This window comes from Adhaeribacter rhizoryzae, from assembly GCF_008629685.1.
GTDB lineage: Bacteria > Bacteroidota > Bacteroidia > Cytophagales > Hymenobacteraceae > Adhaeribacter > Adhaeribacter rhizoryzae.
This window is the reverse complement of the sequence record NZ_VWSF01000025.1, coordinates 64,627-85,383: the sequence shown is the minus strand read 5'-3', so window position 1 is coordinate 85,383 and position 20,757 is coordinate 64,627. Positions and strand designations below refer to the sequence as shown.

At 41.4% G+C, this 20,757-nt stretch carries 20 protein-coding genes; 3 read left to right on the top strand and 17 right to left on the bottom strand.

Annotated features, from left to right (window positions below; all coding sequences use genetic code 11):
• Positions 1 to 583: 583 nt before the first annotated feature.
• Positions 584 to 1,348 carry a type I methionyl aminopeptidase gene (gene map / locus F0145_RS22300; protein WP_150092157.1) on the bottom strand — a complete coding sequence of 255 codons (765 nt, stop codon included), beginning with the start codon at positions 1,346 to 1,348 and terminating at the stop codon, positions 584 to 586.
• A 336-nt stretch (positions 1,349 to 1,684) separates the two neighbouring features.
• Positions 1,685 to 2,209 carry a DUF7935 family protein gene (locus tag F0145_RS22295; protein ID WP_150092155.1) on the bottom strand — a complete coding sequence of 175 codons (525 nt, stop codon included), beginning with the start codon at positions 2,207 to 2,209 and terminating at the stop codon, positions 1,685 to 1,687.
• Positions 2,210 to 2,354: 145 nt separating this feature from the next.
• Here F0145_RS22295 and F0145_RS22290 point away from each other — a divergent pair, with 145 nt between their 5' ends.
• Positions 2,355 to 2,708, top strand: coding sequence for a HesB/IscA family protein (locus tag F0145_RS22290; RefSeq protein ID WP_150092153.1), 354 nt, complete (start codon positions 2,355 to 2,357; stop codon positions 2,706 to 2,708).
• A gap of 414 nt (positions 2,709 to 3,122) precedes the next feature.
• On the opposite strand, the gene F0145_RS22285 is transcribed toward F0145_RS22290, so the two are convergent.
• The 5 genes from F0145_RS22285 to F0145_RS22265 form a co-directional block, all read right to left on the bottom strand.
• Positions 3,123 to 3,362 (bottom strand): hypothetical protein, encoded by a 240-nt coding sequence (locus tag F0145_RS22285; RefSeq protein WP_150092151.1) that lies wholly within the window; start codon positions 3,360 to 3,362, stop codon positions 3,123 to 3,125.
• Between the two features lie 453 nt (positions 3,363 to 3,815).
• The gene (locus tag F0145_RS22280; protein WP_150092149.1) at positions 3,816 to 4,205 is read right to left on the bottom strand and encodes a helix-turn-helix domain-containing protein; all 390 of its coding nucleotides are present in this window, start codon (positions 4,203 to 4,205) and stop codon (positions 3,816 to 3,818) included.
• Between the two features lie 37 nt (positions 4,206 to 4,242).
• Positions 4,243 to 5,238 carry a Hint domain-containing protein gene (locus F0145_RS22275; RefSeq protein WP_150092148.1) on the bottom strand — a complete coding sequence of 332 codons (996 nt, stop codon included), beginning with the start codon at positions 5,236 to 5,238 and terminating at the stop codon, positions 4,243 to 4,245.
• A 76-nt stretch (positions 5,239 to 5,314) separates the two neighbouring features.
• Entirely contained in the window at positions 5,315 to 6,502 is a 1,188-nt protein-coding gene (locus tag F0145_RS22270; protein WP_223816202.1) for a pyridoxal phosphate-dependent aminotransferase, read from the bottom strand.
• 46 nt (positions 6,503 to 6,548) lie between these two features.
• Complete coding sequence (locus tag F0145_RS22265) at positions 6,549 to 8,144, bottom strand: flavin monoamine oxidase family protein (RefSeq protein WP_223816201.1); 1,596 nt, start codon at positions 8,142 to 8,144, stop codon at positions 6,549 to 6,551.
• Between the two features lie 480 nt (positions 8,145 to 8,624).
• Here F0145_RS22265 and F0145_RS22260 point away from each other — a divergent pair, with 480 nt between their 5' ends.
• Positions 8,625 to 9,089 (top strand): Rid family detoxifying hydrolase, encoded by a 465-nt coding sequence (locus F0145_RS22260; protein WP_150092146.1) that lies wholly within the window; start codon positions 8,625 to 8,627, stop codon positions 9,087 to 9,089.
• Positions 9,090 to 9,179: 90 nt separating this feature from the next.
• On the opposite strand, the gene F0145_RS22255 is transcribed toward F0145_RS22260, so the two are convergent.
• The 4 genes from F0145_RS22255 to F0145_RS22240 all read right to left on the bottom strand — a co-directional run bounded on the left by F0145_RS22255 (position 9,180) and on the right by F0145_RS22240 (position 11,812).
• Complete coding sequence (locus tag F0145_RS22255; RefSeq protein WP_150092144.1) at positions 9,180 to 9,647, bottom strand: hypothetical protein; 468 nt, start codon at positions 9,645 to 9,647, stop codon at positions 9,180 to 9,182.
• 234 nt (positions 9,648 to 9,881) lie between these two features.
• A complete protein-coding gene (locus tag F0145_RS22250; RefSeq protein ID WP_150092142.1) occupies positions 9,882 to 10,121 on the bottom strand; it encodes a hypothetical protein in 240 nt (79 codons plus the stop codon).
• Positions 10,122 to 10,267: 146 nt separating this feature from the next.
• Entirely contained in the window at positions 10,268 to 10,996 is a 729-nt protein-coding gene (locus tag F0145_RS22245) for a hypothetical protein (protein ID WP_150092140.1), read from the bottom strand.
• A gap of 165 nt (positions 10,997 to 11,161) precedes the next feature.
• Positions 11,162 to 11,812: a hypothetical protein gene (locus F0145_RS22240; protein WP_150092138.1), complete on the bottom strand. Its 651-nt coding sequence runs from the start codon at positions 11,810 to 11,812 to the stop codon at positions 11,162 to 11,164.
• Positions 11,813 to 12,307: 495 nt separating this feature from the next.
• On the opposite strand from F0145_RS22240, the gene F0145_RS26905 reads away from it, so the two are divergent.
• The gene (locus F0145_RS26905; protein WP_262719893.1) at positions 12,308 to 12,442 is read left to right on the top strand and encodes a hypothetical protein; all 135 of its coding nucleotides are present in this window, start codon (positions 12,308 to 12,310) and stop codon (positions 12,440 to 12,442) included.
• A 27-nt stretch (positions 12,443 to 12,469) separates the two neighbouring features.
• On the opposite strand, the gene F0145_RS22235 is transcribed toward F0145_RS26905, so the two are convergent.
• The 6 genes from F0145_RS22235 to F0145_RS22210 all read right to left on the bottom strand — a co-directional run bounded on the left by F0145_RS22235 (position 12,470) and on the right by F0145_RS22210 (position 20,739).
• Positions 12,470 to 14,563: a M3 family metallopeptidase gene (locus tag F0145_RS22235; protein ID WP_150092136.1), complete on the bottom strand. Its 2,094-nt coding sequence runs from the start codon at positions 14,561 to 14,563 to the stop codon at positions 12,470 to 12,472.
• Positions 14,564 to 15,074: 511 nt separating this feature from the next.
• A complete protein-coding gene (locus tag F0145_RS22230) occupies positions 15,075 to 15,614 on the bottom strand; it encodes a VanZ family protein (RefSeq protein WP_150092134.1) in 540 nt (179 codons plus the stop codon).
• A 290-nt stretch (positions 15,615 to 15,904) separates the two neighbouring features.
• Positions 15,905 to 17,239 (bottom strand): aminotransferase class V-fold PLP-dependent enzyme, encoded by a 1,335-nt coding sequence (locus F0145_RS22225; protein WP_150092132.1) that lies wholly within the window; start codon positions 17,237 to 17,239, stop codon positions 15,905 to 15,907.
• A gap of 256 nt (positions 17,240 to 17,495) precedes the next feature.
• Positions 17,496 to 18,623 carry an FAD-dependent oxidoreductase gene (locus F0145_RS22220; protein WP_150092130.1) on the bottom strand — a complete coding sequence of 376 codons (1,128 nt, stop codon included), beginning with the start codon at positions 18,621 to 18,623 and terminating at the stop codon, positions 17,496 to 17,498.
• A gap of 161 nt (positions 18,624 to 18,784) precedes the next feature.
• Positions 18,785 to 19,225, bottom strand: coding sequence for a hypothetical protein (locus F0145_RS22215; RefSeq protein WP_150092128.1), 441 nt, complete (start codon positions 19,223 to 19,225; stop codon positions 18,785 to 18,787).
• A gap of 32 nt (positions 19,226 to 19,257) precedes the next feature.
• The gene (locus F0145_RS22210; RefSeq protein ID WP_150092126.1) at positions 19,258 to 20,739 is read right to left on the bottom strand and encodes a SusD/RagB family nutrient-binding outer membrane lipoprotein; all 1,482 of its coding nucleotides are present in this window, start codon (positions 20,737 to 20,739) and stop codon (positions 19,258 to 19,260) included.
• Positions 20,740 to 20,757 lie beyond the last annotated feature (18 nt).

Genomic DNA, 20,757 nt, shown 5'->3' with positions numbered 1-20,757 from the left:
AGAATTAATTAAAAGCCTAACAATACATTATAAAGAGCCTGATATTTTAATCTAATGACAGCGTGTTTGATAAGCTCTTGCGAAGCCATGTTTGTTTTTTGCAATTCTATTTTCTAAAAAAATATTCCTAATAATCTAAAGAATAAAATTGAGATTAATAATGAAAAGGGAATTGTAAGAATCGACAAAATGAAATTAAATATTCTTTGTTGCCTCGAAGTTTGTTGATATGTCAATTTTAATTCTGGGATATTAATAATATTTGCCAAAGGTTTTTTTAGAAAAATGGTGAGCAAAATACAATATATAACTACCACTAAGGTTCCCCATACAGGCGATTTTAGCCCAATTAACAAATAAATTAATACGGGTATTCCTAACGTAGATAAGATAATATTTGAAATTAGTATATTAATTATTGCGTCTGGAACTTGCTTTTTACTCCATTGTCCAATCATTTGCCCACAAAAATGGATAAAAATCCAGTTGCGGATTATTTTATGCTTAATACTCGTAGTTGCAATGTTCAACTTTATTATCCTTTAATTTTAACAGATAATGCATACGACTAATATAGTTCACCTCAACCCCATATTTCGTTCATGTGGGTTAAAATAATGGGTTTGTCATCGGTTACCACAATGGTATGTTCGTGCTGGGCAACGTAACCGCCTTTGTTGCCGATGAGTGTCCAGCCGTCTGGTAGCGTATTAGCATTGGTTGAAGCTGTAGAAATAAATGTTTCGATGGCTACCACCGAGTTTTTCCGGAATCTGGTTGGGTTATATTTATCGTAATAATTGGCAATTTCGTGGGGTTCTTCGTGCAGACTGCGGCCAATGCCGTGGCCGGTTAAGTTTTTTATTACCTTGTAACCGGCTTTTTTCGCCTCGGTTTCAATGAGCCGCCCAATTTCGGCTACCCGCACACCACCTTTAATATTTTGAATAGCTTTCTGCAGAATTTTTTTGGAAGTTTCGACCAGGGGTTGGTGTTGGTGCAAATCCTGGCCCATTACAAAAGAGCCGCCGTTATCCGACCAGAAACCATCTAACTCCGCCGATACATCAATATTTACCAGATCGCCTTCCTGCAATATTTTATGCGGCACCGGAATGCCGTGGGCCACCTCCTGGTTTGTGCTAATGCAGGTCCAGCCCGGGAAATTATAAGTTAGCCGGAGAGCCGATTTTGCGCCTAAACTGTTCAGGATTGCTCCGCCAAAATCGTCGAGTTCTTTTGTGGTAATACCGGGCCGGGCATGGTTGCGCATTTCTTTAAGGGTAGTAGCAACGGCCTGGCTAACCCGCATCATGCCGTCGAGTTCCTCTTGTTTGGTTATAGACATCTTTCTTTTAAGTGTAGATATTGGCTTTAGTCTCTGCTAAACAACGGGCGAGGCCGTTGTCTACTCATTTTGTTTAATTTTCAGTAAACTAAGGCAACAATGTAATCTATCTGTTAGATGGTTACTTTGGCTTTAAAAATTCTGATTCCTAGCTAAAAATCCTTTTACCCGATGCTGTAGATATATTTTAATTTGATTTATTTAAAATGAATCCACTAGCTCACTAATTATAAATAAAAAGAATATTATACCAATAAGAAGGATTACAATAGCTAAGATCCCAAATACTTTCAATAATTCTTTCATTCAGTTCATCAATGCCATACAACTCTTAGGTTAAAAAACCTGGTTAATTTCCTGTTTCAGGAAGCTAATGGCGGAACCGGTAGGCTCTTTTTCGGTGGCCAGAATATTTTCCAGTACGCGTTTAGCTAAATCGGTGCCTTTGGCATTTTCGGGCAGTTCGTGGTACACCCGGTTTATGAGCGTTACCACCTCTTCTTTCGAGCGTTTTACCATTTGCCAGGCTTGGTCGCTCATGTACATTTGCTGCGATACATTGTGGTTAAATTCTTCGCGGATTTCGGCTAATAATACCCGCTGGTATTCGGCGGCCGACTGGCCGGCACTGCTTACCCGCACCAATAAATTACTGGGCGTGATGCGTTCGAGTAACAAACAAACCCGCTCGTAAGCTTGCAGCCGAATGGGCAACACCACTTCCGAGTTTTTCATCCGCAGCTCCAGTATGCGTTTCTGGTATTCTTTTGTTAAATAATTATTTACCAAAGAATACATTCCGTATAAAACCAGTGCAGCCGGTAAAATTAATTTCAGCAAGTCAAAAATATATTCCGTCATAAAAAATAAAATTGGGTAAGGTGCGTAAAAATATAGAAATTAACGATGAATTATTTTGGGAAGCCGCCTGTTTTGTTACTATATGTAAATTGGACGAACAAAATTGTTAAATATTAGTTAATTTTGCATAGTTAAATCTAAAACCATGGAAACAGCAACTTTAAATAAAACCGCTCCCATTAGCTTAACGCCCCGAGCCTTAGAAGAGGTTAAAATAATAATGCAAGATAAAAACGTACCCGCTGAATATGGGTTACGAATTGGGGTGCAAGGTGGCGGCTGCTCTGGCATGTCTTACCTGTTGGGCTTCGATAAAAAGAAGGATAACGACGAAACTTATAATATTGACGGAGTAGAAGTAATAATGGATAAAAAACACGGCATGTATGTAATGGGTATGGAAGTAGATTTCCAGGATGGCCTGAATGCCCGTGGCTTTATCTTCAACAATCCGCAAGCCAAAAGTACCTGCGGCTGCGGCAGCTCTTTTTCTGCTTAATATTTAACTTACGTTGCTTAGTATCAATAAAAAAGCCACTCTGGGAGTGGCTTTTTTTATGGGTAATTATACCCAAATGAGCTAATTGCTGCGCTTTAAAATAATACAAAGGCTGTACCTCCCAATGCGGTTATTCCGGAGAGAATATTAAAACCATTATAAAATTAAACTTACGCAACTTGCGCTTAGGTGTTTACTACTGGGTCATCCTGAGCTTGTCGAAGGATCTATTACAGCATTATAAATTAGATTTAGATCCTTCGATAAGCTCAGGATGACTACAATAATGTAAGTGCCATACCCGAATATTAATAGTAAAATAAAGAAACTAAAGCGCAATTTTAGTTTAATAAGGCGATAGCTTAATTTTCTATGGAATAGCGTTGATGCTATTCTGGATATTATTCCGGTTTTCTAAAACTCATCTGTTAAGCCATTAATCAACCGCCGGCCTTCCTGGCGGGCTGCTTTCTTGCGGCTGCGGTTGGCATTACGCGTAACTAATTTATCTTTTTCGGTGATGCGCACGCCCTCTCCCAACGATATAGCAAATTTGGATTGACCTTGGTTCTTCTCGGCTAAATAAGGCTTCATTTTAGCCGGGGTACTCTTGGCTTCGGTGCGGGCGCGGTATTCTCTCTTGGTTCTGGCCATTTTATGCTGCTAAAATATGCTAGTGCTCCACCAAATTAAAAATTAGAAATTATAAATTATGAATTATCATCAACTCGGCCAATAATGTCTTATTGATGGATAAGTTTTCTAATACATTAATTTGGAGAAATTCTAGCCTTACTTACGAAAAGCACCAGAATAGGTATAAAGCTAAATCCGGCAGAATAGTTAAATTTATAGAAGTTGATTACAGCGGGCGCGCTAAGTAACATCTAAACAAACAGCCCTTCAACCGTTCGCAATTACCCAACCTGCCTGCAAATATTACCGGTTAAGTTGGGGTTAATTAACGTTAGGTTAAAGGGCTGCACCTAAAATGAATAAGCATAGTAGGCTGCTTAAAGCAGCCTACTATGCTTATAATAATATGGCCCCGGAGCCTGAATCTAAAGGCATGGCTCCAAGGTGCCAGTTTAATAAAAAAGCCTAACATTAGTACCGTAGGTTAACGGTATCGTCCAGTGAAAAATCCAGGTTCAGCATTCTCATTTTGTTGCGCAATTCACAATATTCCCGTAGCAATATTTCGTAACGCGGCTGGCCTTCTTTTAACTTTTCCGACGGGGATTGTAAGTCTTCCGGCATTTTGCGGTTGTCTTTTACGTACATTTCGCCTTGCCCGGCTACCAGCCAATAAACATTAAGCTCCGGAAATAATTGTATTAAAAGCTTGAGCTGCTCAATCGAAAGGTTTTGGCGACCAGCCTCGATGTGGGCCACGCCGGCTTTGCCCAGATTCAACAATTCCCCAAATGCTTCGCCAATTAATCGCTTCGACTTCCGAAAAGTCTTTAATCTTTCTCCTATTGTGCTGTTGACCATAATCTAATATTTAAGTAAAAGAATAAACAGGATAAGCTTACTTCTGCATTACCATTACATCATTCATCATAAAAGTAGAGCCGCCGCTGGCTTCTATGTTGTACACTTTCTGTACTCCGCCGGCAAACTCCTTTTTCTGTAATACTTTATAAGCCGCAAAATTCCCCGATTTGCTATCGAAGCAAAGCACCTCATCGCCGGCGGTAACTTCCCCTATTTTGCGGTTACCGTTTTGCGTTAGCATGGGGTGGTTAGGCGTGGCTTCAATTATTTTGCTTTCTAATTTAACTTCCTGTCCTTTTTTACCCGCTTTTTCGGTGGCATTTACCACCACCAGGCGGGTAATCGCGTAGTTTTTAGCTTCGTGCGATACCAGTTCTTTTACCTGTACTTTAGTGGTTCTTTTGGTCGCCGGGTCGATGGTTAAAACTTCATCGCCGGCCTTTACATCCTGCAATAATTTTTTACGGCCATTAGCCATGGCTACTTCCTGCGTACCCGGGAAACAAATATCATTGCCGTAAGTAGCCGATTCGGCTTTCAGGTCTTTGCCCTGACTCATGGCTTTGTATTCCTGAAAAGAAAGTTCTTTCGAAAGCACGTAAGAAAGCTTCAGCACGAAATTCTTTTCTACTTTATCAATGGCGTGAATATCTTCGAAATATTGCTCCCAGATTTTGCCTTCGGTTTTAGAACTGGGCAGGAGCGCCTGGAATTGTTTGCCTTTTTCGTTGGTGTAAAAAATCATCATGCCCAGTTCGGCCATGCCGTCTTTGGCCAGCAGCCGGTACAAATCGATGCGTTTTTTCAGGCCATCGTCGCCGGTAATAAAATAAGGTTTGCGGCCTTCGTAGCGGTCCAGAATATAGGAATTCTCAATTTTTACATAAGTTTCATTATCCAGGTCTTTCACGGTAAACGATTTAGCCTTCTGATATTCCGCTAAGGTTATAGCCCGAAAATCGTCTACAGGTCTGGCATCTGCTACATACAAACTTCCGATTAGCATTAACGATAAAATACTCTTGCGCATAATTGTATTTGTTTGTTGGAAAATTATTTAGAAGACCCAGGCCTGCCCGAAAGCGTTGGCCTGAGTAAATTTTTATTTAAGAAACTTGCTTAAAAGCATCGGCAAAGGCCTGCATTTCGTCCATGCGGCCAATACTAATCCGGCACCATTCTTTGTTGTTGAACTTCCAGTTGCGTACGCCAACGCCGCGTTTCATGAGTTCGGCGGTAAACTTTTCGCCCTCCATTTTCAGCGGGAACATTACAAAGTTGCTCGACGAAGGAATAAATTCGTAGCCTTCTTTTTTAAGCACATCGTAGAGGAAATTCTTGGAAGCCAAGGTTTTTTTCAAAGCGTCTTTTAAAAACTCCTGGTCGTTGTAAGCCGCCAGGGCCGCTTTTACCGAGGTAGCCGAAATACTGAAACCACCGGCGGTATATTTGCTCAAAGTTTTTACTAATTCGGGCTGGGCTACAATATAACCTACCCGCAAACCGGCAAAACCGTACAGTTTAGAGAAAGTGCGGGCCACAATTACGTTCTGGCCTTTGTTAATGGCATCCATCACGGAGGCGGCTTTTGGGTCGGGCAAATAATCAATATAAGCTTCGTCGACAAATACCGGTACTTTTTTAGAAACGCGTTCGCAGAAGGCTTTTAGTTTGGCCGTATCTACCACGGTGCCGGTGGGGTTATTGGGGTTGCAGATATACATGAGTGAGGTGCTGCTGTCTACCTTTTTCTCCATCGCATCTAAATCCAGTTTGTAATCGGCTGTCAGGGGCACTTTGGTCCAGGCGGTGTTAAATTCGGCGGCGCCGCGGGGTAAGCTGGCGTAGGTTGGGTCGCCGGATACAATATTAGAGCCGTTCTTTTCGCTGAAATACATAGCCGCGGCCAGCAGCAACGGCGAAGAACCAGCGCCCATTAATATATTTTCGGGCTTTACGCCTTCGTACTCGGCAATTTTATTTGTTAACTCCCTTATATAAACACTGGGGTATTGGTAGCTCGTTTCCAAAGCCTCCATAATGGCTTTCTTGGCTTTAGCCGACGGGCCAAAAGGGTTTTCATTGGAACTTAACCGGGCTTTCAGCGGCGCCGGCGCGGCCAGTATTATACTCTCATCGGTTGCATAATTAATGCTTTCTTCGAGCAGTTTTTTCCGGGCCACCTTACCAGGCATAGCCAGCAATTGATTAGCAGATCCCGAGAATAAAGTAAGTCCTCCGGCTAAAAGGGCACTGGATTTAAGCCAGTTACGTCTGTTCATTGATGATGCCATAGTTGTATTATTTGTATAAGTGTGAGACATATTTATTATTTATTGATTAACCTTTGTTCGTAGTGGTAGGATATTGCACCCGCTGTTCGGCCAGGCGGCTGTGGACGGCGGCCACCGTGCTGCGCGCCGATTCAAAGGCGCCGGCCATCCAGGCGGTGAGGTAGGTTGTATGCTCCCCGGCGAAGTACACGTTCTTGTCGGGTTTTAAAAGCGCCGGGTATAAATTTTTACGTTCTTCGCTGCCGTACACGGCCCAGCCCCCCATATTGTACAGGGTTTTGTGCCAGGTTACCGAGAACGAGTTTTCGAATTCTTGTTTGTACTGCGGATGAATGAGGCTGCCTTTTTCCAGGGCAAATTTTTCCCGCTCCGCTACTGACATATCCCCTACCCGCTTGGCTTTATCGTTAAAATTGTAGCAGCCAATGAGTACGCCTTTTTTACCGAGGTATCCGTTAGATGGGTAGAATATTTGGGTTAAATCGTTGTTGGTGTGGGTAATGCCACCGAAGATGTGTTCGTCTTCTTCCCAGAAGCGGCGTTTAAATTGCAACCCAATTTTACCAGTTTGGATGTACGGCACAAAATCGATGGCCCGGCTTACATCCGAAGCAAAATTGTGGTTAATGTTGCTGAGCACCGGCAAAGGCAAAGTACAAATGCAGATATCACCTTTAATTTCGTGTTCACCGGTTTTGTCTTTATAAGCTACTTTTACGCCATCGGCCACATTGGTAATGGCTTTTACTTCGGCACCTAACTTTAAAGAGCCGGCAATTTTCTTTTCCAGGGCTTTGGCAATATTATCCATACCCCCTACCGCCTGAAACATGGTCATTTGCAGCTCATAGGTATACTCGGCTACGTTGTAAAAATCCGGGTCGAGCAAGCCCGATTGAATAATATCGACGAGTTTGTGCGGGTCGGCAATTTTGCCGGATTTTTCGCCGGCACCCGGGGCCTCCAGGTAGCCGCGCCGCGCCGATGCCTTGTATAATTTATCGAGGTCCAAGCCACCTTCAGCCCGCAAATATTCCAGTACTTTAGCCGCATCTTCTTTGCTCATGGCTAAATCCAGTTTATCCTGGTCCAGGGCTTTGGCCAGCAGTTCGCTGGTGTAGCCGCGCATATCGTTATGTATTTCGCGGGCCCGTACTTTCTGGTTCGATAATTTGCCTTTGCCTTCGCTGAAATAATAAGTGCTTTCGTTTACGTTGTTGTACACTTCCAGCGGCACACCCAGTTCTTTGCAGTAATGCAGCGTAAGTTTATGGTGGTGCGGTATGCGCGACGGACCAGCATTAAAATATTGGCCTTCATCAAAATTAGAGGTAAGCAACGGTCCGCCTACTTCCTGGTGCGTAGAACCTTTCCGGACACTGAACACGCGCCCACCGGAGCGGTTGCGGGCTTCCAGTATAGTAGTGCGATAGCCTAATTTATTTAACTCATAAGCTGCCGTCATGCCGGCTAAGCCACCGCCTAATATAACAATGTGTTTGCCTTTGCCATCGCCCTGTAACGAGAAGGCGTGAGCCGGTGCACTTGGCATTAAGCCCAGCGCCAGCATAGCCGGGTAAGCCGTTCCGGCGATTAAGGCACTCTTATTAAGAAAGCTTCTGCGAGATATCTTTTTAACCATAATCCAATTAAATAATCTTTAATTTAATTACGTTAAAGGTATAAATTTTATACTTAATCAGCCAAATTATAATATAAAATATAATTTACGCTTTTAAAAATATATGCTTTTCCGAAAAAGTATATTGTTTTGACGAAATACACCATAAAATTTGGGTGTATTTAATTAATTAATTAAATATTATTCAAGAGGTTTGTATAAATAAATTACAAATAATTAAAGTTTAAAGCTGATTATTCAAGTAACCCGTAATTATTTTAGGGCAGTTTTCCGAAAAAAGGTATTTTTAGGACGAATAACTACTGAAATTACACTGTAGAAACTAAAATTCTTATTCTGGCCGAAAAAGCCTTACCTGATTTATCTTTTACCAACATAGCTTTCGGCACTCAGAAAAATATTGCGACTTATTTATTATAGATGAGATTTCTGGTAACCTTATATATAATGTACCTTTAACTTAACCTGATTTAATAGCCTATGAAAAATTCTATTCTGATTTCGGTTTGCTTATTATTTGCTACCAGCGCCTTGGCCCAGCAAGCTGCCCCTGCAAAAAAAACCGCCAAAAAAATAATTAAAACAGCCCAAGCTCCGCAGCCCATCGGGCCTTACAGCCAGGCCGTAGCCGCCAATGGCTTTTTGTTTGTAGCCGGACAGGTAGGCGCCAATCCGCAGACGCGGCAGATGGTAACCGAAAGTTTTGAAGCCGAAGCCACGCAGGTGCTGGAAAATATTAAGCACATATTAAAAGCCGCCAGGTTAGATTTTCGGCACGTGGTAAAGGCCACCATTTACGTAAAGGATATTGGACAGTTTGCGAAAGTAAACGAGATCTACGGCAAATATTTCGTTTCCGAGCCGCCGGCCCGCGAAACGGTGCAGGTTGCCAACCTACCGGGGAATGCTAATATTGAAATATCGGTAATAGCGATTATGGAGTAGGTAAATACTTAAATCTTTGTGGTTTTATTAGTAAGCAATATTTTAAGGCAGGATATTTTATTTATAATTTCTGGCGTGAACTTTCTCCATTTAATATACGGATGATGACATGGCAGCAATGTAATAATTAGCAGCATAAGTCGCCAGCAAAACTAATAGTATGTCTTGTGGTTTATGGTCGTACGAAATGCTGTAGTTATAACTAAATTTTGCCCAATTAAAATCAGGATTCAATAACATTAATCTTTGTCCTTCTTTGTCTTCCAGCACATATTTATTTAAGAAAGCCCCGGTTGCTTTTAATATAAACTCTTGTCCGGTTTGAAAGGAGATTATAATATTTCCTTTCCAATTCATTTGCATATTGGCAACCTCCGTACCATTGTTAGTTACAGAAATAGTAGTGCTAAATATTCCTTTAGGTGTAATTTTAAAATTATCATTACCCACTATAGCATTGGCCTTAAAAGAAAACAAACTATCATAGGTTAGGCTTCCTAACTTTTCTGAATCATCAGTCAGTTCAAATGTCTTGTTGTTGGTGCATTTAATTTCCATAGTTTTAGTTTTTAAATTGTCAATTTAGTTTAGTCATTTCATCTGCCTTGCTAGGTGTTATTATCTGACACCTATTACAATTAATACGTAATTAACATCTTAACTTATGTACAACTTCTGGTTTTATTTATTTTCACCCGTGTCAGGTGTTATCACCTGACACTTATTATATTATAAGTAATATATAATTAACATCATAACTTATGCACTGGCTTCTGGTGTTCTTAGCAAGTATCAGGTGATAACACCTGACACGGCAGAAAAAGTATGAACAATTGTCCTTAGTGCTCCAAAGTCAGCGTCAGGGTGATTTTCTAATAATTCAAAAAGAGTGGGTATCACCAGATAGGCGTCCTCGTTTTCGAAAAAGTCTTCCACTATTGTGTCAAGAAGTAATTCGTTACTTTCAAGTGGCTCTTCATCAACTGATTTGAACCTTCTTAATTCTTTGATTATCTCTGCTGTTTTTTTCATTATGTTGCCAGCTAACGTTTTGGCAGCCAGCCGTTGGTTGCGGATTTATGGAGAAAGTTCTATTGACAGAACGTAAATGTACTTAAAAATTGATTGTTTCGATTACTTCAAAGCAGCAATCACGGCTGGCTGCTGTTGGTGGCAGTTTAAGACTCTTCAATGGATTTAACTAAGTTAATAACGCTAATTGTACTTATGATACAAACCTCTGCAAATTGTTTTTTAACGTCCAATTTATGAACAGTTTGGTTTATAAGATCGACTGAATTTTCTGCAAATTCTATTGCGCTTTTCATTACGGCACGCATTTCTTCATTTTCACCGCCTCTAAGTCTATGCGCTAAATATGTGTGAATTTGATTTTTGAACTTCCCATTGGAAACATCAACTCCTGCAGGCGCAATATGAATACTTAGATTAAATACTGTTCGTGCCATTTTATCCAAAATTGTTCTGGAAGTAGTGCCAATGTTTTGAAAGTCAATTGAATCATTTCCTCCTTGCATAAGTCCAATCAGCTTTTTTTGAAGGTTATTTATTTCTTCCCAAGGAGTTTCTACTAAAATTATTTCTGTGTTTAAAATGTTTACTTTATCGTAATCAATAGTAATTTCTTCTACTCTTAATGTATTCCAATCAGCGCTAATATCAAAATAATGTTTTATGTTTCCGGTTATCCTTGACATATCCGTTGCATATTTAATATAAATAGCGGGGTTTACCAAAAAAGTAAGATAGTAAATTTCCGGCTCCCAACGGTATCTGGCTTGACGTGCCACAGTTTTCATTTCAGAATTTTGAATTACTTCTACACATGCAAAATCCTTATTTACTTGACAGATTTCCTTTACTATATACCTTATTTTTTCAATCATAGTCTAGCTAAATTATCACCAACGTACTGGGCTATGAGGCGGCGAAGCTGCCATATAGGTGTGGTTGTGGCTCGTTATTTTTTATAGTTCCAGACTTTCATTTTTGCCGAAAGTTTTTCTGTTTCCTTTCCCAGTACAATGAAATATTTTGTTTGAAGAATAATTTCAATTAAACAATTCATGATACGACTTCTCCATTTCTGTACAAGGGGAAAAGATGAATTCTGATTTAATCAAGTCTTTTTCAATCTTGGTAACAATTATATAATTATATATTGAATTGTTGTTAACACATTGAAAAGAAGCTTGTTCAGCTTTACAGAAAAATTTATTTGGATTAAAATCCTCCTTTAAATTGATTTTAATTGGTTTCCATCCAGAACTTTCACTAGCAAAATAAACTTGGTAATTATCGCGTGTTTCTAAAACTAGATGTCTTTCATAATTTGTTCTTTCTCCGGGCACAACAGTTTCAAAAATGAAGATGGTTTTAACTGAATCAGTTGTGTTTATTTTATTGTAACTGAATATACGTTTTAAAAACTGTGCTCTTGAAGAAGGATATTTTAATGAACTCTCTTCATTTTTTATTTTTTGAATATAAGGCGGAATCCGTTTTCGCTCATATTCTATTTTAGGCCCTTTATATAATTGCCTTTCCAGAGAAGCAATAGTTGCATTATTCCAATCATTAACGAAAGATATATTTTGTAATTTCGATATTTTTAAATATCTATTATTACTAACATATTCCTCCTGGCAAGAACAAGAACACAACCAAAATAATATTAAGAATAAAACTAATTTATTTATCATCTATACTGATGTGCCACAACTATTGGATATGCGTAATAATTGTGTTTATATTTCCAATATCAGCAAGTGGTTTTAAATTGTAAATTACTGATTTTATTTATCTTACGATTTACCTTCATTTTCTATCTCCCAAAAAATTTACGCATATCCAATTCCGGATTATTCTCCTCCTTAGCTTCATCCGGGTTGGTAGTTATCTTATATGATTTTAAAAATAGCCGGTATAGAAGCTTACAATATATATAACTTACTATAAATTGACAATCATAAACAAAAAAAATGGCGGAATCATGTTCTTCTGTATTATGCTATATTTTATCTAGCTGAATAAGGCTAACTGCCAGAGGCCGGCAGAAATATTCACGAGCGGGACGCTCGCGAAAGCAGAAGAGACAAGTTAGATAAATATAAAAAAGTAAGGGAGCCTGGATATTTAACATCCGGCTCCCCTTGAGTGAGAAATAAAATGAAAATTATTATTTTAAATTACTGCTTTTGGCGGCAGTGGCACTATCTTTAGCAATGGCCTGGATGGTACTTACCAGCCAATCCAAATCTTTCAAAGGCGTATACTCGTGCGGGGTAACGCATACGCCGGCAATATTTTCCCAAACCGTGGCCGACGTATGAATGTGGGCTCTTTTGTTGTTGAAAGAATTATAAACCTAATGATTTAAAAAAGGCTTCCTGGTTTGGTTCCCGGCCCAGAAATTCTTTTACCATTTCTAATTCATCGCGGCTGCTGCCATTGGCTAATATACTGTTGCGGTAACGCATCCCGGTTTTGGGATCCATAACGCCATTTTTCTCGAAAACTGAGAACATATCTTCGGCATACACTTTACTCCACATGTATCCATAAACACTGGCCCCATAGCCCGTTAAATGTCCGAAGGACGCCTGTAAATGGGTGCCTTCCAGGTAAGGGAAAAGCATAACGCTGTTTTGAACTTCTTTTAAAACTTCAGTAGTACTTTTGGGCCCGGCCGGATCATATTTATCGTGTAAAGTCATATCCAGGATGCCGTAGAAAATTTGGGCTGATGCTGCCAGCCCCGAACCTACATTGCGGGCCTCCCACATTTTCTGGTACATGGTCTGGGACATTACCTCACCGGTTTTATAATGCCTGGCAAACAATTTTAAGACATCGTAATTCCACACCCAGTTCTCGAATATCTGGGAGGGTGCCTCTACAAAATCCCATTTTACCGCCATAGCCGTCTGTCCGGCAAGCTCAGTTTTGGCTAATATGCTGTGCAGCACATGACCAAATTCGTGGAAGAAAGTTACGGCTTGGCTGTGAGTCAACAACGCCGGTTTGCCTTCGGTGGGGGCATTAAAATTACAAATTAAAGCGGCGGTAGGTATTTGGTAGCCCTGGCTGTATTGTTTTCCAAAACGGATAGGGGAACAGGCCGCATGGGTAAATTTATCATCACGCGGATGCAAATCTAAATAAAACCGTCCTAATGTAGCGCCATTTTGCTTTACTTCGAACATCCGTACATCCGGGTGCCAAACCGAAGCATTTTTAACTTCCTCATATTTTATCCCAAAAAGTTGCTGCGTGGTCTGGAATAAACCACTTAAAACGTTATCCAAGGCCAGGTATTCTTTTATCTTTTCTTCGTCTACCTGGTATTTCTGCTTCATGAGCAGGTTGTTATAAAAAGCATTTTCCCAGGGGTTTAGGCTGGTAATGGCCGGGTTGTTTAAATGAGCTCTTTTTACGCCCAGTAGTTCGTTTAAATCTGCCTGCGCTTTTTGTTTTACTTTAGCAATCAGATTATTTTCAAAATTCCAAACCGTTTCGGGCGTTTTGGCCATACGCTCAGCGGTTAAATAGGCGGCATAAGTTGGGTAGCCTAAGTGCTTGGCTTTTTTCTGGCGCGCTACTAATAATTGTTGTAGCACGTCCACATTTTTATCGGCAGCGCGGTTATTATATTTTATAAAAAGTTCACGGCGTGCCTGGTCCGATTCAGCAAATTTCATGAAGGTAGTATAGGCGGGGCCATCCAGATTTATAATATACTGGTCGCCTTCTTTTTTCCGGCTCTTAATAAAATCTTCTGGCAAGCCTTTCATATTAGCTTCACTCACCAGCAAATGGTCTTTATAAGTTGCAATATTATTACTAAAGGTCAGCTCTAATTTGGTAATATTATCATTCATCCCCTTTAATTGCTGGCGCTTCTCTCCAGATAAAGTAAAGCCGTTGCGTTCATATTGTTCAACTTGCTCCTTTACCATCTTTTTCCGGCCTCCGGTTAGCGTTTTAGCTTCCGGGGTTAGTGAGAACGCTTTTACCGCCTGGTATAATTTTTCATCCAAGCCGATTTCGTTACGATATTTACTTATTGTCTCCAAAGAGCGCTGGGCTTGTTTACGTATCGCAGAATCTGGACTGGCATTAGCTAAAATATTAATACTCCAGAAAACCGAAGCAATTTTATCATTAAAATCATCGGCGGCGAGCATGGTATTATTAAAAGTATGTTTGCCTTTCGGGATGGCATAAATTCTTGCTAAAGAAACCCTGGTTTCGGCTATAACCTGGTCTGTAGCCTCTTTAATATTAGCGCTAGTAACGTATTTATAATTAATGGGCTGGTTAAAGGAAGTACGCAACGCATTTTTAGGATTAGGGTCCGGGGCAGCAGAAACATTAACCGATAAGAGTAGTAAGACCCAAAAATATTTGTATTTATAAAACCAAGGGGCAAAACGGGAGTAGATTTTAGTCATGATTATGGTGGATGGAGTTAATAATATTCGGATAATATTACATATTTTGTTTAAATATTACAAATTTTTAGACTTGCTTTTTTAGCATAAAGAAAGACCAACCTAGCAGCATATTTGTGCTTATCCGTATCCAGCAAATTAAGGAAAGAACTACAAAAAGAATAGTAGGCGGTGACAACCGTCAATAAAATATTTATATTAATGAGGGATGAATAGATAACCTTCTGTGCCTGCTAACCTCGCTTCATGGAGCTTTAACCGCTCATTTTAAGTTATAGCGCTATTTATTTTAACCAAGAACCGGTTATGTAAGCACCTGGAATAATACAGGTAATTAACTGGCTACCTGTATTTTACCTGTTTACTTCAAAATTATATTTTCTTAGCTCGTTACACCTATTTAAATCCGGATAATGTACCGGGTTCTTCTGTTTTGTAATGTTTTTTTACGGGAGAGGTTTACTTAGGGGCCAGATGTTGGAAAAAATATAAATTTTAAACATGCTTTTAATTATTTATACCTTACTGGTAGCATTTCCAATTTTAATAAGAGTAATAATAAAATAATTAGGCCAGTTCCTATGGCTGCAACCAAGTTTATGAATCTCTGTGCCTTTGTTCTATTACCAAATGCTTTTTTAGTTGCTTTAAAAATCATCAAACCAATTATACCGCCCGAAGCATTTGTAATTATATCGGTAATATCAAAAGCACCAATCGCCAAAATATATTGAAGTCCCTCAATTAACGCACTAATTAAAAAAATCATTAAAAGATGTTTTACAAAAACCCACTTGTCAAATAATAATCCGATATAGATTCCAAGTGGTACAAAAATCACAACATTCAGAATGATTTCACTAACATCAATTTTACCATTTGATATTACAGATTCCCCAAACGGAATTAAGTTTACGCTCCTATTTTCCATGTAAGAAAATCGTACTCCTAATTTTAGAAGTAAAATCCAGGATAATACAATCAAATAAATTATAAATAATACGGCAGTAAACCTGTTTGTTACCTTGTAAATCTTCGATTGTTCTTCCATCTTTTTTGCAAATTCCTGCTTTTTATAAGATTTGAAATATTATCAATGTTAAGCTGGGAAATATATAAAATTCACTATCAACTTCCAATTGCAAATTAAACAACTGGTTCTAATCGGTTCTTTTGTTTTGTAGTGTGTTTTATAAAGTTAGCTGAAGGAAGCAGGCAGAAATATTTACGAGCGGAACGCTCGCGAAAGCAGAAAAGACAAGTTGTAGTAAATATAAAAAGTAAGGGAGCCTGGAATATCAACGCCGGGCTCCCTTGCTGTTAGAAATAAAAAGGAAAGTATTATTTTAAACTACTGCTTTTGGCGGCCGAATTATTTTCCTTGGCAATAGCCTGGATGGTACTCACCAGCCGGTCCAAATCTTTTAAAGGTGTATACACGTGCGGGGTAACGCGTACGCCGGCAATATTTTCCCAAACCGTGGCCGACGTATGAATGCGGGCTCTTTTGAATAATTCGGTAGCTAAATTGCCGGGGGTAATTCCTTTTAGGGCAAAGGTGGCAATGGCCCCGGAGAATTCGGGTTTTAGCGAGGTAATGGTACTAAACCCCGGAATATTCAGGCATTTTTCTACCCAATAATTTTTAAGGTAATGCAGCCGTTTTTGTTTGCGCTCGTTGCCAATGGTATTATGAAAATTAATGGCGTGCCCAATGGCCATTTCGGTCGGGAAAGAGCGGGTACCCAATCTTTCGAATTTCCGGATGTCGGGGCTTTGGGGATCTTCGGGCGCTAATAAGGGCCAGATGTTTTTGATTAAAGGTTGTTTAATATACAACATACCCGTGCCAAACGGCGAACACAACCATTTGTGTAAGCTGGTACCATAATAATCGCCTTCCAAATCCGGAATTTTGTAAGTTAAATGCGCAAACGAATGCGCCCCGTCGATTACCACCTGCATATTGGGGTTGTGCTTTTTGGCAGCGCGGCTTATCAGGGCGGCCGGCATTATTTGCCCCGACCAGTTAATCAGGTGGGTAACCATTACCACCTTGGTTTTGGCCGTAAACGCTTCTTTATATTTCCGGACGATGAGCTGGTTATCCTCGATGGGTAAATCCAGGTTAATAAATTTAAGCACCAGACCGTCGCGTTTTTCGCGCTGCTTCCAGGCATTTATTACGTTGGGGTAATCCTGCTTGGTGAGCACCACTTCATCGCCTTTTTGTAAATTCAGACCGAAAATAATGGTTTCCAGGGCTTCGCTGGCGTTGCGGTTAATGGCTAATTCTTCGGGCGAGCAGCCGGCTAAATCGGCCAGTTTCAGCCTAACCGATTCGCGGCCTTCGTCGAGGGTGCGCCACATGTAGTAAGTTGGCGCTTCGTTGCTGAGGCGATTGTAGCGGTCCAGAGCATCTTGTACCACAATGGGCTGCGGGCTAACGCCACCGTTGTTAAAATTTATTACATTCGGCGAAACCGAATAGGCCTGCTGGATAAATCCCCAGTAATCTTCATTATCGGTAACCTCCTCGTCGGGAGAAACTTCGGGAGCTAAATACTTTTTATCGTCGGCAAAGCTTGGCAAGCCGGGCGTTAGCGTTAACAAACCCGCCAGGCCACCTAATTTACGAACAAAATTCCGGCGATTATGCGTAAGGTCTGAATTCATGTAGTATAATTTTAAACAAGTATTAATAAGTGATGTTATGCAAAATTTCTTGAAAACAGTTTGCTTGTCTAAGGAACTCATCTCTGTCATTCAGGAGGATACTATTTGGCTGCCTGCTAAATAGTTTCCTCCTGAATGACAAATGTGGGTTTCTCGAACCTATATTATTTAAAATATTGCGTAATATCAGTAGATAAATTCAAGGTAAAAAAATAAGTTAAAAGAGCTACCCTGCCGTTGCCAAATTAATATTTTATCAGCTTCGCATGTGCGAAACTACTTCGTTCACGGCGGCAATCATAAGTTCGGTTTGTTTGGGGTCCGGGGTGGTATTCCAGTTGTTCCGGATGGCGTTACCGCCGAGCACCAAACCATCTTTGCGCGGAATAATGTAGCCGTGCGGCGTGCTCAAGCGGTAATTAATTTCGGGTTGTGGGATCAGGAAGGAAAGCTGGCCCGAGATAGGCATTAATTCTTCGTCGTTAAATAATTCTTTGGCGCCTAAACCGGTGCAGTTTACCACGCATTTTTCCGGCAGCTCATCTACGTCTTCCAGTGTACGAAATTCTTTAATCTGAATTTTTCCGCCGAAACGCAAAAAATCATTGGTTAGCTTTTGCAAATAAAGCGGAATGTTAAAAACCATATTGGGCTGATTGACCACGTAATCGGCCCGGAAAGGATGTTGCTTTTTCGATAATTCTACCCGTGCAGGTAACTGACCTGCCAGGTGCAGCAAAGGTGCTTCCTTTGGTACCCGGCTGCCGCCAATAATGTAATGGTCCATCCAGGTAACCATGTCGCCGAGGCCCAGCAAATTCTGGTAAGCCCGAAACGAAAAACTACAAGCTTGCTCCCAGGTAGCTTTAAACTCCGGGGTAATGCGGTCGGGTTCGCAAATTAAATGCGCCGGCGACCAGGTACCGGTAGCCATACTGGAGGTGATTTTGGGCCAGAGTTCTTTGGCGTAGATGGTAACGGATTTACCCATTTCCTGCAACTGGCGGGCGGTAGTTAAACCCATTATGCCACAGCCCATGATGGCAATATTTTGTTCGCCGGTGGTTGCTGCTTTGGTAGCGGCTATTTGACCCATTCCCCACGAAAGCGAAAAACCGCTGCCGCCGTGGCCGTAGTTATGCACAATCGTTTTCTGTCCGAGTTGCTGCACTTCTAACCGGGGCCCCGATAGGCGATAAGGCCTTAACCCTACCGTTTCTTTTATAATGCGGTCCGGGGAAATATTAATGCGAGGTAAGTGGCGGGAGCCGGCAATATTATTGTTTTTCCGGTAAATGCTGTTGCCCGTAGAACAGGAACTGGCACCCATGGCGAGTGCCAGCCCCATTGCTCCGGATTTATGAAGAAAAGATCTTCTATCCATTTTACATGATTGAATTTAATCTGGAAGCTTTTTAATATTTGAGTTTGGAGCAGAGTTCACCGCCTATTCCACAGCTTCTGTTAAACTAAATCCTCCCCCTACCCCCTCCAAAGGGGGACATCAAATACTTTGCGAAAGCCTTATAAAAATGAAAATTAAACTTACTTAACTTGTACCCGGGCGGGTTTGGTAAACGCCTGACCTTTGTGGCTGCCGGAAAACTCTATGTTTACGGTATTACCCGCCTTCGGCGCGGCTAACCCCAGTTCGGACCAGGTTTTGGTTATAATTACCTTACCTTTTTGGTCGGTGGTTAGGTCAGCGAGGGTAGTTGCGTTTAATTTTACCTTAATGGCTAAATTAGAAAGTGGTATAGAATCGATGCCAACCGTATGGTCCAGGAGGCCGCTTTTATCTAATTCATAAATAGTGGCGGTTACATTTACCGGTTCGGCAGCCGTAAAGGCAGAACCAGCTACCGTTACCAGCACCGGCGATATTACCCTATCCACCACCATGGCGTCTTCTTTTTCACAACTCATCAGCAAAAAAGCTGCCCCTACCAGGCTTAAAAATAATTTAGAGCTATATTTTAGTTTCATGTTGCTTAAATCTTTGGTTCTGAAAATAGATTTTACTTTTCTACCCACCACATTTTAGTTTTTTTGTCGTCGGGCCCGCCCATGAGCGTAATGCCTTCTTCTAATTTTGCTTTGTTTAGAGAATATTCCGAAGAAGGATATTGCAAGCGGGTGGGCAGCACGCCATCGTTCAGGAATATGGCGCGGGCATCCGGCGTGGGCATAATGGGGTACCCGGTGCGGCGGTATTCGGTCCAGGCTTCTATGCCTTGGCCAAAGAGCGCAATCCACTTCTGGGTAAGAATATTTTCTTTGGTGGCAGGTCCGGCATTAATTAAATAATCAGTTGGCATGGTTAAACCGTATTGCCCGAAAGAAGCCGCAATGCCTTTTTCGTAATATTCCTGGGCTTTCGCGGCACCACCGGTAATATCCCCATCCAAGGCAGCTTCGGCCAGAATAAAGAGGAGTTCCGAGTAAGTCATGATGGGGCTGGGTGTGGTTGGTGCCGTAAAATAGGTACCGAGTTTAGCGCTGGTAGCCAGGTAGGTAGTGGCAATCGCATCGGGCAAACCGTTGGGCACCCCTTCGTATTTGCCGTTTACCGCTTGTCCGAAAACAGTTAACCGGCTATCGTTCATTGCTTGCAGTTTGTCCACGAAAGTTTTGCTTAAGTTCCAGTCGGTGCGGCCACCTTGTATCATGACTTCGTGCCACTCGTTGTTGCTTGGCCTAACCGTTGAGTGCGTCAGGACGGCGTAATCGGAGTTGCTGGTAAAGACCGGATATTTGGCCGCATCGCTTAATATTTCTTCCATAATGGCTTTGGATTCAGCGGGCTTTTTAGCTGCTTGCCGGTTGGCTAATTTCAGGCGCAAGGAGTTCGCAAATTTTTTCCAGCGCAAAATATTGCCGTTGAACAAAATATCACCCGTTACGGCCGGTCCGCTCACCACCAGCTTTTCGTTCGCCAGTTTTAAGTCGTTCAGCAAGCCCGCGTAAATTGCTTCCTGCGAATCGTACTTAGGCGTGTAAATAGGTGTAGTACCGGTTCCCTGCAACGCTTCGGAGTAAGGCACCGAGCCGTAAATATCGGTCAGCAGCGAGAAAACCCAGGAGCGCATTACCATGCCAATACCTTCGTAGTTGGTGTGGGGCGCCGTTCCGTCCGGCGCCGACTGCACCACCATCCGCTGAAAATTTAAAAGCGCATCGTTGTAAAAGCCTTTCCAGTTGTTGGTGTAATAGGCCGGGCTCATGTTGTAGTTGTCGCCTTCGTCGGAATAAATATTGCGGGCCAAATATTGCACCCACAGCATGCCGCCGTCCAGGTTAATGCGTTCAAAACGGTCGCGGTGGCCCCAGTAACGGTCTACGCTGGTTTCGATGCCGGTGGGCAGGAGCACCGCCGAACTTACCGCCGTGGGCTTGTTCGGACTGGTGTTCATATCGGCAAAGTCTTTGGTACAAGCCGTGGCCAGCAAAACGCCAGTGGCTAAAAAAACGGCTTTCTTTACTTTTATATAGGTTTTCATAAAGATAAATCTGAGTTG